Below are 16,682 nucleotides of genomic sequence, written 5' to 3'. Positions count from 1 at the left end.
TCATGGAAAACTCAATAATTAAAGTTGTCAACCTGTCTCACCGTTATTCGGTTCAATGGGCGATCAAAGATATCAACCTGGATATCAAAAAAAACGGTATTTATGGTTTATTAGGCGCCAATGGTGCTGGAAAATCAACCATCATGAATATCATGTGCGGTGTTCTGAAACAAACCGGAGGTGATGTTTACATACGCGGAATCAGCATGTTAAATGACCCGATCAATGCAAAACGTTTCCTGGGCTTTCTACCTCAAAAGCCCCCTGTTCTAAGCGAATTAACGGTCGAAGAATATCTTAACTATGCAGCCAACCTCCGTTTAATGGATTCCAACGATATCGATGATGCAGTAACCGAAGTAATGGAAAAAGTGGGTATCGGGCACTTCCGGCGGCGCCTGATCGGAAACCTATCTGGCGGTTATCAGCAACGTGTAGGTATCGCCCAGGCTATTATACACAAGCCAGCCCTGGTGGTACTTGATGAGCCGACGAACGGACTCGACCCTAATCAGATATTGGAGGTGCGAAATCTTATCAGGGAGATTGCCGAAGAACGCACCGTAGTCCTTTCAACGCATATTCTACAGGAGGTGCAGGCGCTTTGTGATCACATCTGGATGATCAATCATGGTGATGTCGTGTTTTCGGGAAGCATTGTTGATTTTGATAACTACATCATTCCCGAATCCCTACTTGTTACAATGATCGGCGCGCCGTCAATTGATGAGCTTAAAAATATCGCTGGGGTCGTTGAAGTCACTGAACTTGGAAACTATCGTTACAAAGTAAAATTTGAATCCGCTCAGGAAGCTACCGAGCGTATCGTTGAAATGAGTGTTGCCAAAGGCTGGCGGTTAACAGAAATCATACAGGAGAAAAATTCCCTGGAAGCCATCTTTACCGAATTATCCAATAAAAATAACCTATGAAAATCATATTAAATATAGCGAAGAACGAACTGCGTAAACTTTTTTATTCCCCGGTTGCCTGGTTGGTTTTGATTGTCTTTTGCATACAAAGCAGCTTGTCGTTTTCGCACATTTTTGAGCTTTTTATGTATTGGAAGCGGGCCAAATCTGAGGCCACTGACTTAACGATTATTGCTTATGCCAGCCCTGAAGGTCTTTACTCCGCTGCCGAAAGTTATTTATACCTCTATATTCCTTTGGTAACCATGGGAATAATGAGCCATGAATTCAGCAGTGGCTCTGTAAAGCTTTTGTATTCTTCACCAGTAACAAATGTCCAAATAGTTATCGGTAAATACCTCGCCCTGCTTTGCTTTGACCTGGCGCTGATCGGGATATTATTGGTGTTTAATATCTTCTCTTTGTTTACCATTCACAATGTGGATGTCCCTTTGGTATTTTGCGGCTTGCTGGGCCTGTTTTTAATAATAGCGGTTTCCGAGGCGATAGGACTTTTTATGTCCTCCATTTCCTCTTATGTAATCGTAGCAGCAATGGGCACCTTTGCGATACTTGCCGTTTTGTCAATGATAGGCGGAATAGGCCAAAGTATTCCTTTTGTAAGGGATATAACCTATTGGCTTTCAATCAATTCCAGGGCAGATGTATTTATACGTGGCCTTATCACGTCCGAAGATTTTATTTATTTCCTGATGATTTCAGGACTGTTTTTATCTCTTACGGTACTTCGCTTAAGCTTTAACCGGCAGCCAAGTACTTTCGTTCAGCGCTCTGTTCGTTACGGGATAGTATTTTTGATCACAATTGCCATTGGCTACTTAAGCGCCCAACCCGATTTTAAACATTACATTGACGTAACCCGGAACAAGGTTAACACACTTACCAAAGGCAGCCAGGATATTGTCTCAAAACTTCCGGAGGATGTTACCATAACGACATATGTAAACGTTTTGGCAAGAAATAGTTTTTATTTTTTACCGGAAGAGTTTAAAAATGATCAAAAACGGTATGAAGCTTATGTACGTTTCAAACCGAGGCTAAAATTGAAATATGTATATTATTATCATAGAACCAATGAAAGCTCACTTTATCAAAAACCCAGTAAATTGTCCGAAAAGGAATTGCTTGATTCCACCATGCAGGTCATGCGGATGGATTTTAATGTTATCCCGTATGCCGATATTGATCCCAAAGTAGATCTGGCTTCCGAAGGATTTCAGCAGGTTTCATTGATTGAAGGGAGTAATAATAAAACCGCCTGGTTGAGAACTTTTAACGACGCGATAGTTGTGCCATGGGAATCGGAAATTTCAGCTGCGTTGAAAAGGCTAAATCAAAAATTACCTATTGTCGGGGTGATAAGCGGTCACAATGAACGGTCGATAAACAGCAATTATGAAGACGGTTACAAAAGATTTACAGTACAGAAAGACTATAGATACGCTTTAGTTAACCAGGGATTTGATGTACGTGAGGTTTCGCTGGATCAACCGGTTGCAGATGATATTAACATACTGATTTTAGCTGATCCAAAAACAGCGCTGTCAGCAAGCCAAATAAAGAATCTTCATTCATACCTTATGTCAGGTAAGAATATGATGATTCTTGGCGAGCCCGGTGCTCAGGAGTACTTAAATCCAATTTTAAGTGATTTCGGCGTAAAAATACTTCCTGGCACCTTACTGGATACTACCCAGCATTTACAGCCTGATTTGATGAGCCTGAAGCCATCGACAGATGCCATACATTTTTCTAAATATTTTAATGATATTTTAGAGAGGCACGAGGGCTTATATATGCCTACTGCTGCAGCGCTAAATCTGATAGGTGATAAGGGATATCTGGCACAAGTGTTATTTAATTCAGGCTCAAAAAGTTGGACGGAAACTCAAAAAATCGATCTTAAGAGCGCTTCGATTGTGTTCCCTGCAAATGATATTAGAGAGGCAAAAACCTATCCTACCGTCATAGCGCTTTCAAAAGATATTAATGGCAGAAAACAGAAAATAATAGTTACAGGTGATGCCGACTTTCTAAGTAATGGCCGGTTATTTGAAAGTCACGAAACGGCTAATTCGGGTAACTATAACTTTATTCCGGCTGCTTTCGAATGGCTTTCTGATGGGGTTTCGCCTATTGACAATCATCGTCCTCCAGGCATTGATAATGATACAAATATTAGTGACAAATCGTGGAGAATATATTCAGTGATATTCCGATGGATATATCCGCTTATACTGATTTTAATTGCCTTCATCATTTACTTAAGGAGAAAGAGCAGGTAAACATATGAGCTTTATTATAGATAAACAAACCCTTAACGACCTTGAAATTCCCGGTAAAAAAGGAAAACGGGCGGTACAGTCGCTCTTTAATTTTACCAAAACAAAGGGGGGCGCCGAACAGCTGGATGAATTGTTTCAATACCCCTTAGCTTCGGCGAAAGCTATAAAAAAGAGAGTTGAAGTGTTTGAATTTTTCCATGAACTGCAACTGGAATTTCCGATAAGTGTGATCAACCTGGATTTGGCGGACCAATATTTGCAAGATACGGATGAGCGTAGCTTATTGGTATACAAAAAAAGGTCTCCCGCCCAATTTTTAAAGGAATTTATTCAACCCAATTCACAAACTCAACTTCAAATAGCTGCGATAAAAGCAGTGATCAGTATTGGAAAAGAGCTGGAAGCTTTTTTAGACAAAATTGGAAGTAAAGCTAAAGTAAGTCCTTATCAGGATACTTATGCCGAACTTAAGGCTGTCCGCGAAGTGATTCCGGGTTATGAAACAATCAATTGGCGCCAGCTTACTGATCTTGACCGTTATTTTAGATTCGAAAAACGGGAAAAGCTGAAAAGACTGCTTTATCTAATTTATTCACTCGATGTCAATATTACTGTGGCAGAGGTTGCAAAGGCAAATGGACTCACTTTTCCTAAAGTACAGGATAGCCCAGAGCCAATTTTAGAAATAACCGGATTAAGGCATCCTTTACTTCCAGGCGCGGTCCCGAATGACATCGCAGCAACAGCCGGCAAGAACTTGATTTTTTTAACCGGCGTAAATATGGCCGGAAAGTCAACTTTTATGAAATCATTCGGTATTGCGGTGTTTTTAGCGCATATAGGATTTCCCGTTCCTGCTTTACGAATGACTTTCAGCGTTTTTGATGGCTTACTGACTACGATAAATTTGTCTGACAACTTGAGTATTGGCCATAGTCATTTTTACGCAGAAGTAGTGCGGATACGTAAAATGGCTGAATATCTGCAAAAAGGTAAACGGATGGTGCTCATCGTCGATGAACTGTTCCGGGGAACTAATGTCAAAGACGCTTTTGATGCAACGGTTGCAATTACGTCCGCCTTGTCGAAAAAAAATGATTCCATTTTTATGATTTCAACACACATCATTGAAGCTGGTGAAAAGCTGAGGCCACTGTACCCAAGCATTTCGTTTATATGCCTTTCAACTTCAATGAAGGATGGCAAGCCTTTTTATAATTATAAAATTCAGAAAGGCATAACGGAAGATCGCCATGGAATGCTTATCGTTCAAAATGAAGGTATACTGGATATACTTAATCAAAATCAAGATAAAATATGACTTTTTTCACTGATTTTCAAACCAGGCAAGATCTTAACTTACTGGACAGGTATAGCAATAAGTCTGTATATGCCGTTTTTAATAGTGCGAAAACGGCCGGAGCTTCCCGGCTTCTGGAAAAGATGTTCAATAACCCATTGACTGACTATGAAGCAATCAACTTAAGGAGTTCGATTTTTAAACATTTTCAGGAGATTAATATTCCTTTTACAATAGATGCCCAAGCATTTTCAATTGCGGAAACATATCTTGAAGGTGGCGGGGTAGGCATTTTGTCCAGCCTCGTGAGCACCGTGCGGATTGCAACCATGAAAATGGTGGGCGTATCCGAAGAATACAATTTAAGAGTCAGGCAAATTCAATCAACTCTTAAATTTTGCCGTCAGCTAAATGAATTGGTATTTCATATCATTTCTTTCATGGGCGAAAATCCGGTTTCAAAAGACTTGCAGAATGCCCGTGATTTGCTCGAAAATCATCTAAAAGTAATAGGGTTTAAATCCGAAAAAATATCCTTTTCTAAAATGGTCGGTTATGATCGTAAATTTAGAGTGCGGATGAATCAGTATTTACTGGACCTGGTGGATCTTACGCACCATTTAGACCTTTATATTGCTGTCGCCGGGGTATCCCGCACAAAAGGATTTTCATATGCACTTGCTCAGTCGGCGGACAACAATAATTTGTCTATAATCAACTGTAAAAATCCGCTTGTTAAGTTTGCAAAAGGCAATAACCTTGAAATAAACAGGGACAAAAATGTTTTCTTCCTAACCGGTGCAAATATGGCTGGAAAATCCACCCTGATGAAGTCGGTTGGCATAGCCATGTATCTTGCCCACATGGGGTTTCCTGTTTCCGCAGATGAAATGATCTTTTCTGTAAAGGATGGACTGTACACATCAATCAATGTTTCAGACAACTTAGCGCAAGGTTATAGTCATTATTATGCCGAGGTAAGACGTGTGAAAGAAGTTGCTGAAGCCGTAAGTGCCTCAAAAAAGCTGTTTGTCATCTTTGATGAGCTCTTTAAAGGAACTAATGTAAAGGATGCCTATGATGCCACCCTGGCGGTAACCGAAGCCTTTTCGAAATATAAGAAATGTGGATTTATCATATCAACCCACATTATTGAAGTCGTCGAAGAATTTGATAATGTGGGCGAACATATTCAGTTCTTCTATTTGCCGACGGTGATGAATGGAAAAATACCAACCTATACTTACAATTTAACGCAAGGCGTTTCCGATGACCGTCATGGAATGATTCTAATCGAAAATGAGGGAATTCTGGAGTTGTTAAAATAAACCATCTGCCACCTAAAATTAAAAAAATGAAACAAACACCCACATCGATCAGACTGCCTTTTGCTGTCTTAATAATTTTCTTAGGTATAACCTTTTTAAGCATGTCTGTGAAAGGACAGGTTTTACCATTGGACCCGGCGGTGAAAGTCGGACACCTACCCAACGGTTTTACCTATTATATCCGCCATAATGAAGAACCCAAGCACAGGGTGTATATGTATATGGTCAACAAAGTCGGCTCTGTGTTGGAAGATGAGGACCAGCGCGGCCTGGCTCACTTTATGGAGCACATGAACTTTAATGGCACCGTGCATTTTCCCCATAACGAGCTGGTAGATTATTTGCAAAAAGCGGGTGTGCGGTTCGGCGCGGATATCAACGCTTATACCAGTTTTGATGAAACGGTTTACGAATTGCCACTGCCGTCTGATAAACCGGATATCCTTCGTGAAGGTATGTTGATCATGCACGACTGGGCGCAAAGCGCTACCCTTGATCCGACCGAGATCGATAAGGAACGCGGCGTAGTGTTGGAGGAAAAAAGACTGGGCAAAGGTGCAGGCGAAAGGATGCAGCGGGTGTATTGGCCGGTATTGTTAGATAATTCAAGATATGCGGTCAGAATACCCATAGGTTTGGATACAGTACTGGATAATTTCAAAAGACCAACTATCGCACGTTTCTACCATGACTGGTATAGGCCTGACTTACAGGCGCTAATCATCGTGGGGGACATCAATGCAGACAGCCTGGAAAAGGTGGTTAAAACAATGTTCAGTGACCTGAAAAACCCTGTACATGAAAGGATAAGGGCAAAATATACCGTAGCACTAACCGGCAAAAATCAATTTGTCGCCGTAACTGATAAGGAAATGACCTCTACCACAGCAGAGATCATTATAAAACATCCCATGCTGCCATTAAAAACGGCGGTGGATTACCGCAAAGCCATCATACAAAATCTGTTCAACCAGATGCTGGCCGAACGTTATGCTGAACTGTCACGAAATGTCGATCCGCCTTTTGTAGGTGGCGGCGCGGGTATTACCGGTTTTATGGGTGGTCTGGACAGTTATGTTGCCAGCGTCAACGCCAAACCGGGTGAGCTGGAAAAAGGCATTAAAGCAGTATGGCGGGAAACCGAGAGGGTCAAACGCTTTGGTTTCACAGCGACCGAGTTGGAACGGGCAAAAACCGCATATCTGAACGGGTTGGATGAACAATTACAGGAAAAGGACAAAACCAGTTCAGAAAGCTTTGTTAAGGAGTACCAGGCCTATTTTTTAAAGGATATTGCAGCACCCGGAATAGTAGCTGAGGCAAAACTGACACGCGGGGACTTGCCGGGTATTACCTTGAGTGAAGTAAATAATTTGGCTGCCGAATATATCACTACTACAAACCGAGTTGTACTGATCCAGGCGCCTGATAAGGATAAAAACACACTTCCAAATGAACTTATTGTAAATAATTGGCTCAGATCCGTCGAAACCGAAAACCTGTCGCCCTATAAAGACGAAGTGAGTAAGTTACCATTACTTGCCGTCTCACCGATTCCCGGTAAGATCATCGATGAGCAACAAAATAAAGTATTGAACATAACCACGATTACTTTGAACAATGGTGTAAAAGTTATCCTAAAGCCAACCGATTATAAAAATGATGAGATCCAATTCAGCGCCTTTGCGCCAGGTGGCACTTCCCTATACAGCGATGCGGATTACCAAAGCGCGGCGAATGCTGCTGGCGTCATCGTCTCCGGGGGCGCGGGTAATTTTAACACTACCGAACTGAGCAAATTTCTGGAAGAAAAACAGGTCGGCGTAGCGCCCTATATCTCCGACCGCTACCAGGGCTTTAGTGGGAGTTCGACACAAAAGGACCTGGAAACCGCTTTTCAAATGATCTATGCAGAGTTTAACGAGCCACGCAAAGACAGCGTTATCTTTAAGGGCATCATCGAAAAAAGTAAGGCGGCACTGGCTAACCGGGGCAATGACCCCAAGAATGTTTTCAACGACACGGTGAGCGCGATATTGAGTAATTATAACGTCAGGCGTACCGGCCCCACACTCGAAAAGTTGCAAGAAGTGAACTTGGACAGGGCTTATACCATCTACAAAGAACGATTTTCTGACGCCTCAAATTTCACTTTCACGTTTGTGGGCAGCATCGATACCAATGTGATCAAGCCCCTGCTGGAAAAATATTTGGGTTCTCTTCCATCTACCAACGGCCATGAAGTGGCAAGGGACCTGGGTATCCATATCCCGGAGGGGAGGATCGAAAAGACCATATATAAAGGCAGTGAACCGCAATCTACCGTCTTACTGATCTTTTCCGGCAAATTCGATTACAGTGCGGCAAATAGTGTTAAACTGGACGCTTTAAAGGAAGCCCTGGAAATACGTTTGTTGCAAAGGCTGCGTGAAGATGAAAGCGGCGTTTACAGTCCAAGTGTGTCCGAGCAGACCACCAAATACCCGCAACAGCGCTACAGTTTTGTTATCCAGTTTAGCTGTGCACCGCAAAATGTAGACAAGTTGATCGCCTCCACTTTAGATGAGATTGCCAAACTCCGCAACGATGGCCCGTTGCAGGAAAACGTAGATAAATGGCGGACGGAGGGAAAAAATAGTTTAGAACCACAATTAAAAACCAACGGCTTTTGGCTGGGCTATATCAATGGTCAACTACAGAATAATGAAGATATGGAACAGGTAAACCATTATAACGCTTTACTTGACGATGTGACACCGGCAAGCCTAAAGGAGATGGCCGGCAAATACCTTACCGGCGACAATTACATCCGCCTGGTATTGCTGCCAGAAACCAGCTTGAGAAGAAATTAGCCCATGAAAATAAGAAACGCCACCTATCATGACGCCCCGGATATCAAATCATTGATAGGTGCCCTGGGTTATAAAACGACTAAGAACGAGTTGATAAGTCAACTTCAATCCGTTTTTAATCATGATGACCACGAGGTGTTTGTATGTGAATTAAATAAAATGGTTGCTGGGTTCAAATCGATACACTATTTGCCTCAATTGGGTATTAACAAGGAATTGATATTTATTTCCTATTTATTGGTGGATGAACCATAATAATACCGGAGGAGCCAAAAACAACTAATTCCAACATCGGCATTGAAGAATATGAGTACATCAGAAATTGGACAACTAATTAATGAATGTCGGCGGAAAAACCGAAGCGCTCAGAAGATGATTTATCAAACATTCTATGGTTTTGCGATGGGAATTTGTCTCCGGTACGCGAATAATCGGTATGACGCCGCAGAAATTTTAAATAAAGGATTCCTGAAAGTTTTTACAAGTATAAAAAGGTATCACCGCCGGGATTCATTTAAAACGTGGTTAGGTAAAATTATGGTAATTACATCAATTGGATATTACCGTAGCAATATAAAAACCGAATCTTTTGACAATTTGGACACAACTGATTATACGACAAAAGAAGAATATGCCAATACTAAATTAAGTTACGACGACCTTTTAGTGAAAGTTCAGGAACTATCCCCAGGTTGCCGTATCGTTTTTAACTTATATGCTATTGATGGTTATTCACATGAACAAATTTCAAAAATGCTAAATATTAATATCAAAACATCTGAATCAAACTTATTCAAGGCCCGTATGAAACTAAAAGAAATGATTCTGAAGGCAAATAAAAAGACGAAATGAATTATGAAGGGCCCTGAAGGCTGCCCTTTTAAGAAAATGAAATAACACAAAGACCGCCGGTTGGCGATTAAAATACTTACTTGTTCTTTATAAAATCAGTTAATAATTAAGGTTAATTAATTATGTGAAAGTGCCTCCCGTTAAGTGCGGGAGCACTTTTTTAAATGAAAGCTTTTTAAAAGATATCATGCGTTTTTAGATATTCGCTTTTGTTCTTTTTAGTTTTTTCATTTTTAAATAAAAATGATCAGTTATAAATAAACTCATAAGCGGCCTCCCCGGGCGAGGATGCCGCTTTTTAAAAAACAGTGTTTTAATATGGAAAAATAAACTTGATATAAATATACACTTTCTGAATGCTTCCCTTAATAACATCACACCGGCAAAATCTATAAAAGAATAAGGTGGAAGCAAGTTAGAGTCCACAAAAACGTGGGCATGACTTGTGCTACCTTATTCTTGACCTTGCCGGGCCGATGTTTAAGAGAGCCAGGTCATCGCCTGCGTTTCTGCCAAACCAAATATTTTTTTGATGACCGTTTCCGATAAGGAAACTACTACTACCTACTTATGAAAAAAGCAACAAAACTGGACAAGCCGCTTGTTATTAAGCTGCTGGCTTCGTCATTTGAAAAAAACCGGAGTGTAAATTATATTGTCCGCCAGGATGATAAACGCAAAGAACGGATCAAGTCTTTAATGAATTATTCTTTCGAGGTCTGCTACCGGTTCGGCGAGGTGTATATCTCTGATAACAGACAGGCCTGCGCACTTGTCCTGTATCCCGACAAAAAGAAATCAACGCTTTGGCTCGACCTTAAACTGATCTTTTCCGCCATTGGTGTCGCTGGTATCAGCGAAGCGATGGAACGCGAAAAACTGATCAAAGCCAAACAGCCGCTCATCCCTTTTTATTATTTGTGGTTTATTGGGGTTGATCCGCTTTATCAACACAAAGGCATCGGCACTAAACTTCTATACGAGCTGATCGCGGACGCTAAAGCACAGAACCGTTCGGTACTGCTGGAAACCTCTACTTTGGAAAATCTGCCCTGGTATGAAAAAGCCGGTTTTAAGGTATATGACGAGTTGAGGCTTAGCTATACCCTGTATTTTCTGAGTCACCAATAGCCTTTACTACTATGGAAAGATTAGTATGGGGTACTCAGGTCGAGTTAATAACAGCCATTTTTATCGGGCTGGAAATTTTGATGTTCTTGTTTCAGTTGGCCAGTTATTTCTACTGGCCAGGGGATAAAAATCGCGGGTGGTATTTGCTGTTATTATTCCTGATGTTGTTATATAACATTACGGGCGGCTTATTTCCCGACGCTCAAATACCTATAGCAGTAAGCGTACAGGAAATGATCGCTTATGGTACGGGTTTTCTGATGGCTTCTTATTTCCCTTTTTATTTTTACAAGGCTTTTGAACTGAAAGCCTTGCGGTGGCACGCCCTGTTTGGCGTACCATTATTTTTAGCGCTGCCCTACTTGGTGTTTTTTGTGGTGGTTTATGCCATTAACGGCAAACTGGATGTAGATATACGTATTGGAATGATCGTACCATTTTGCTATGCCGTCGTTCTACTTTGGGCCATGTTCAGGGCTATCCGGCATAAATACAGGGAAAGCCGAAACAGGAAAGAGTATGCAGAAGAAATTGCCATGCATTGCGCAGTTACTCCCTGGGCAGCATTGGCCTTTTTCGGCTTGGTAGAGGCGAATCAAACCATAGAAGTACTTTGTACCAATACGGGTATTGTGATTATTTCCATACTCTTTATCACTAAATCGGTCAAGAACGCACGAAACGAATACAATAAAAAACAAACCGAACCTACAATCGACGGCATGAGTCGCGATGAATTTATGGCCAACTGCCTGCACTACGGGCTAACACGCATGGAAATATTGGTTGTACAGCAGGTTTACAAGGGAAAAAGCAATAAAGAAATCGCCGCCCAACTGGTCGTTTCCGAAGAAACCGTCAAAAAACATATCCAAAATGCTTTGAGAAAAACGGGCGCAAAAAATCGGACAGCATTACTTCACAAATTACAGAACCGCTAATTATTAGCGGTTCTGCCTCTTTTGTCATGGCTTCTTCCCCTATTTAGGAAGCATTTTTACAGTATTGAGGTATTGAGCGGCCCTTTACTGGCAATTATTTTTGACCATGATAACCGACTATTAAAAATCTAAATTGAATGCTATGGATAAATCATTACGCGTATCCTGTTAGGTGAAAAGTTGTTGCCAGTGAACGGGCGAAACAGGATTTACTTTAATCCATAACATTCCAAATGATCCAGGAAATCAGTACCCGGCTGTTAAAACAGTTGGAAGAAGATTTGGAACATACCTGTTTCCAGATCAAAGACCCCTTTCAAAGATGGACAACCGCTTTGAAACTTATCCGTGAGGCGCTGAAAAGGTTAAGAACACACTTCAGCGACCTGAAATTCAAAGATAAAGAGGAAGAAATCCCCATTTTCAAAGTCATCAAACCCTCGTTTTACCAATGGCAAATCTATTACACGGAATTGTACAATATCGAAACCAACCTGCCCTACGGTGACGCCGAAAAACAAACGGCCTTTTTAGAACAAGAGTTATTCTACATCGAACGCTTTTTCCGGCAATATGCTTTTCTCTACCAGTATTATAAGTTAAACGCGACCGAACTGGATAACCTGTATTTTGTAAGAGGGGCCGAAATGCAAAGCATTCTTTTGCCTGAAGTGCCCGACCTTGATCCCGAATTTTCGACCAGTTGCGATTACCTTTTTTCCAAGTTTAAGGCTTTTGAAGTTTTAAAGGATTGGGTACTGGAAAGGTTGTTGCACCTGAAGAAAAAGAATATCGACCCGCAGGCGCTTTCCGGCAACTTGCAAGTGCGCGAAATGAATTGGACAGGCGATACTATCGACCTTGCCGAAGTCGGCTTAGGGCTTTACCATACCGGCAAACTCAATAATGGAACTGCCGGTTTGGGTGAAATCTTTCGTTGGCTCGAAGAAAAATTCAACGTTAATATCGGCATACCTGCCAAACGGTTTGCCGAATTGCGGAAAAGAAAACGGTTAAGCCGTACACGTTACTTGAACGAAATGCGGGACAGCCTCAATTTGAAAATGGAAAATGAAGACGAATACGTGCCGACCGGTAAGAAAAAACCAAATTCCGCGCTAAACGACGATGACTAAAGTTCTGTTTTAAAGCCAATTATGACTTATTTAAAAGTACTACCGAAGCTTACCTAATCGAAAATTTGCAGCCGTGCAACCTTTGCTTTTGTAATTCCTGCCGCAATGGGGCGGCAGGACAAAGACAAAAATTATGTTAAAACATTTCACCTGGCAGCAATTTTTGGTCGCTGCCTTAGTACTCAGCATCATCTGGTACACGGTCATTATCCTGCTGTTTTACCGTCACAGAGTACAGGATTATTTAAGCGGTAAAAACAAAGACAGCAACCCGCCAGAGCCTTTGGGCCATGCCTGGGACGAGGAGTTTGAAGATGAACCTTTGGATGATGAAAATGACCTGATGGGCGAATCGGTTTTGCCGGAAGGAATGACGAGGTTAAGTATGGCGCAATTCGGTTTTGCACCACGGGTAAGCAAGGCGCAAGAGGATGAGAAAGAGGATTTTGAAAATGACTACACGGACGAGGGGCGCCAAAGGCAGCAAAGCGTGGTGCCTGATGTGCTGGAGGAACTGAAAAGTATATTTCATATCCTGGAAACGCAGCAAGGCACCAAACAGGATTTCATTTCCTTGTTCGGCCTCGTCAGCTCTAAGTACCCGAAAATAAAAGGCACGGCCAATGAACGGGCTATCAACGAGTATATCCGCGAAAATGTACTGTTCCCCATTTCCGATGAAGAACTCAGCGCCTTGTGGAACTAATTATTAACCATAAAATCTTTCGATCATGTTTAAAACCGTAAAATCAAAATTCAAAGCCGTTAAATGCGCTTTCACCAATCATATTCCCTATACCGCGAAGCAGCAAGCCCTATTAAAGACCTTAATGTTTGCTGCCATGCTGGTTGCCGCCGACTCTGCTTTTTCGCAGGACGGGAACGCGGGCATTCAATCTGCGACGACAATGATACAGGGCTACTTCGATACCGGCTGCACGCTGATGTATGCTATCGGTGCAGTTGTCGGCATAGTCGGGGCTATTAAAGTGTTCAACAAATGGAACGCCGGCGAACCGGATACCAATAAGGTGGCAGCCGCCTGGTTTGGCTCCTGTATCTTTTTAGTGGTAGTAGCTACTGTTATCAAATCATTTTTTGGCGTATCGTAATATGGCAACCGTATATCATATCAATAAAGGCATCAATAAGCCGATCACCTTTAAGGGTTTAAAGGCGCAATATATTGCTTACCTGGCCGTAGGGTTGGTTTTACTGCTTATCCTTTTCGCGGTATTGTATATCTGCGGCTTGAGCATGTATATCATCCTGCCGGTTATCGGCGGTTCGGGCACGACCTTGTCTATTGCTGTTATCCGGTTAAGCCACCGTTTTGGCGAACACGGCCTGTCCAAACACTTTGCTAAAAAGCAATTGCCGCGCGGTATCCGGTTCCGGTCAAGGCGCATATTCATTCATTTATCCAAACAATTGTAGCATGTCATCACCTATCATCGATATAGAACGGTTATTGCCATTAAGTAAAGTAGAGAACGCCGCAATCCTTTCGGCCAGCGGGGATATCACGATTGCTTACGAAGCGAACTTGCCGGAAATATTTACATTGTCCGACCGGGACTATGAAGCCTATCACCAGGCATTTGTCAAGGCCATCCGGTTACTGCCGACCTTCAGTATTTTCCATAAACAGGACTGGTTTATGGAAACGGCTTACCGCGCAGATTTTGAAAAGGCAGGCAAAAGCTTCTTGTCACGGAGTAGCGAACGGTTCTTTAACGAACGCCCCTACTTAGCCCACCGCTGTTATATTTTCCTTACCCAAAAGCCTGCCGACCGTAAACTTGCAACATCGGTGTACAGTAATATCCTGCGTAAATCCATTGTGCCTCAGCAAACCACTAATCCGGTGTTATATAAGGACTTTCTGGATTGCACGGGTCAGTTTGAACGTATCCTGTCCGACAGCGGCTTTGTTACTTTAAAACGGATGAACGACGATGAACTGGCGGGCACGGCCAACAAGCCGGGTATCATCGAGCAATATTGTTTTTTGTTAAGCCCGGGGCAGCAACCCATTATCCGCGATATTCATTTGAAGGACAACATCCAAATTGGCGACCAGCAATGCGAATTATACACTTTGTCGGATGCGGAAGACCTGCCGGCCTTATGCGGCAGCCGCATCAATTACGATAAGTACAGCACGGATAAAACCAAGTTCAGTATTGGTTTTGCTTCACCATTGGGCCAGTTGCTTAATTGCAACCACATCCTGAACCAGTATCTTTTTATTGAAGATGCCGGAAAAACGATCAAGCGCCTGGAAGCTAAAAAATTACGCCTGCAATCGCTGTCCGGCTATTCCCGCGAAAACGCTATCGGCAGCGATGCCTGTAATGATTTTTTGAACGAGGCAGTTGGTGAACAACGACTACCCGTTAAGGCACATTTTAATGTGCTGGCCTGGTCGGACGACCCGGCAAAGGTCAAAGACCTGAAGAACCTGGTCGGTTCGGCAATGGCGCAAATGGATGCCGCCGTGAAACAGGAAACCGACGGTGCGCCGCAGGTTTGGTGGGCAGGGTTACCAGGCAACGAAGCCGATTTTCCAATGAATGATACTTTCGATACGTTCGTGGAACAGGCCGTCTGCTTTTTTAATTTGGAAACCAATTACCGGGACAGTATTTCTCCCTTTGGTATCCGTTTTGGCGACAGGTTATCGGGTAAGCCAGTTCACGCAGACATTTCGGATGAACCGATTAAGCAAGGTTTTACCACGAACCGCAATAAGTTCATATTAGGGCCAAGCGGCAGCGGAAAGTCTTTCTTTACCAACCACATGGTGAGAAGCTATTATGAGCAGGGAACGCATATCGTTTTGGTGGATGTGGGCCATAGTTATAAAGGACTATGTGATTTAGTCAGCGGCTATTATTTCACCTATTCGGAAAGCGAGCCAATCAAATTCAATCCTTTCTATTTAACGGACGGCGATATCCTCGATACCGAGAAAAAAGAAAGTATCAAGACCCTGCTATTGGCGCTCTGGAAAAAGGATGATGAAAACTTCCGGCGTTCGGAATATGTGGCGCTCTCCAATGCGTTGACAGGTTACTTTCAGCACCTTGAAAAGTACAAAGACGTTTTTCCTTGCTTCAATACTTTCTATGAATACCTTATGGAAGAGTATTTACAGGTGTTGGAAGATGGCAAGGTGAAGGAAAAAGATTTTGATGTGGCGAATTTCCTGTATGTGCTGAATCCCTATTACCGGGGTGGAGAGTTTGATTACTTATTAAACGCCACTGAAAACCTGGATTTGCTGAACGAACGCTTTATTGTCTTTGAAATCGATGCGGTGAAAGACCACCCCATCCTGTTCCCGGTCGTGACGCTCATTATCATGGAGTTGTTTATCTCGAAGATGCGTAAGCTGAAAGGGGTGCGCAAACTGGTTCTGATCGAGGAGTGCTGGAAAGCCATTGCTAAAGAAGGCATGGCAGAATACATCAAATATTTGTTCAAAACCGTCCGCAAATTCTTTGGCGAGGCCATTGTGGTAACGCAGGAAGTCGAGGACATTATCAGTTCACCTGTAGTTAAGCAGGCCATTATCAATAACAGCGACTGCAAAATTCTACTTGACCAAAGCAAATATCAGAACAAGTTTGACCAGATACAGGAATTGTTAGGCTTAACCGAAAAGGAAAAAGCGCAAATCCTGTCGATGAACAAGGCCAATGACCCGAAAAGGAAATACAAAGAGGTCTTTATCTCGTTGGGCGGTCAATACAGTAAGGTTTACCGGACGGAAGTAAGCCTTGAAGAATATCTTGCCTATACCACCGAGGAAAGCGAAAAGGTCAAGGTTCAGGAATATACCCGGCAATATGGGAGCATTCAAAAAGGCATCGCCATGCTGGCGCAGGAACTTAGGAACAATCACCCCAAAAATTAAAAT

General features: G+C 42.5%; 14 protein-coding genes. All 14 read left to right on the top strand.

The window, feature by feature from the left end; all coding sequences use genetic code 11:
• The first annotated feature begins 2 nt into the window (after positions 1–2).
• The 14 genes from JN11_RS16875 (at position 3) to JN11_RS16810 (ending at position 16,679) form a co-directional block, all read left to right on the top strand.
• Positions 3–932 (top strand): ABC transporter ATP-binding protein, encoded by a 930-nt coding sequence (locus tag JN11_RS16875; protein ID WP_144914443.1) that lies wholly within the window; start codon positions 3–5, stop codon positions 930–932.
• On the top strand, positions 929–3,217 hold the full coding sequence (locus tag JN11_RS16870; protein WP_144914441.1) for a Gldg family protein: 2,289 nt from the start codon (positions 929–931) through the stop codon (positions 3,215–3,217). The genes JN11_RS16875 and JN11_RS16870 overlap by 4 nt, the downstream gene beginning before the upstream one ends.
• 4 nt (positions 3,218–3,221) lie before the next feature.
• Positions 3,222–4,538 carry a MutS-related protein gene (locus tag JN11_RS16865; protein ID WP_144914439.1) on the top strand — a complete coding sequence of 439 codons (1,317 nt, stop codon included), beginning with the start codon at positions 3,222–3,224 and terminating at the stop codon, positions 4,536–4,538.
• On the top strand, positions 4,535–5,845 hold the full coding sequence (locus tag JN11_RS16860; RefSeq protein WP_144914438.1) for a MutS-related protein: 1,311 nt from the start codon (positions 4,535–4,537) through the stop codon (positions 5,843–5,845). Before JN11_RS16865 ends, JN11_RS16860 begins: the two co-directional genes overlap by 4 nt.
• Positions 5,846–5,871: 26 nt before the next feature.
• Positions 5,872–8,697, top strand: coding sequence for a M16 family metallopeptidase (locus JN11_RS16855; protein ID WP_144914436.1), 2,826 nt, complete (start codon positions 5,872–5,874; stop codon positions 8,695–8,697).
• 3 nt (positions 8,698–8,700) lie between these two features.
• Positions 8,701–8,952, top strand: a complete 252-nt coding sequence (locus JN11_RS16850; protein ID WP_144914434.1) for a GNAT family N-acetyltransferase — start codon at positions 8,701–8,703, stop codon at positions 8,950–8,952.
• 51 nt (positions 8,953–9,003) lie between these two features.
• On the top strand, positions 9,004–9,549 hold the full coding sequence (locus JN11_RS16845; RefSeq protein ID WP_144914433.1) for an RNA polymerase sigma factor: 546 nt from the start codon (positions 9,004–9,006) through the stop codon (positions 9,547–9,549).
• Between the two features lie 570 nt (positions 9,550–10,119).
• A complete protein-coding gene (locus tag JN11_RS16840; protein WP_144914431.1) occupies positions 10,120–10,680 on the top strand; it encodes a GNAT family N-acetyltransferase in 561 nt (186 codons plus the stop codon).
• An 11-nt stretch (positions 10,681–10,691) separates the two neighbouring features.
• A complete protein-coding gene (locus tag JN11_RS16835) occupies positions 10,692–11,621 on the top strand; it encodes a response regulator transcription factor (protein WP_144914429.1) in 930 nt (309 codons plus the stop codon).
• A 233-nt stretch (positions 11,622–11,854) separates the two neighbouring features.
• Entirely contained in the window at positions 11,855–12,757 is a 903-nt protein-coding gene (locus tag JN11_RS16830; RefSeq protein ID WP_144914428.1) for an RteC domain-containing protein, read from the top strand.
• A gap of 133 nt (positions 12,758–12,890) precedes the next feature.
• A complete protein-coding gene (locus JN11_RS16825) occupies positions 12,891–13,463 on the top strand; it encodes a hypothetical protein (protein ID WP_144914426.1) in 573 nt (190 codons plus the stop codon).
• Positions 13,464–13,587: 124 nt separating this feature from the next.
• A complete protein-coding gene (locus JN11_RS16820) occupies positions 13,588–13,869 on the top strand; it encodes a DUF4134 domain-containing protein (protein ID WP_144914576.1) in 282 nt (93 codons plus the stop codon).
• A gap of 1 nt (position 13,870) precedes the next feature.
• The gene (locus JN11_RS16815; protein ID WP_144914424.1) at positions 13,871–14,194 is read left to right on the top strand and encodes a DUF4133 domain-containing protein; all 324 of its coding nucleotides are present in this window, start codon (positions 13,871–13,873) and stop codon (positions 14,192–14,194) included.
• A 1-nt stretch (position 14,195) separates the two neighbouring features.
• Entirely contained in the window at positions 14,196–16,679 is a 2,484-nt protein-coding gene (locus JN11_RS16810; RefSeq protein WP_144914423.1) for a TraG family conjugative transposon ATPase, read from the top strand.
• Positions 16,680–16,682: the final 3 nt, after the last annotated feature.

Source organism: Mucilaginibacter frigoritolerans, from assembly GCF_007830615.1.
Classification (GTDB): domain Bacteria; phylum Bacteroidota; class Bacteroidia; order Sphingobacteriales; family Sphingobacteriaceae; genus Mucilaginibacter; species Mucilaginibacter frigoritolerans.
The sequence above is the reverse complement of the archived record's forward strand: the minus strand, read 5'-3'. Positions and strand labels throughout refer to the sequence as shown.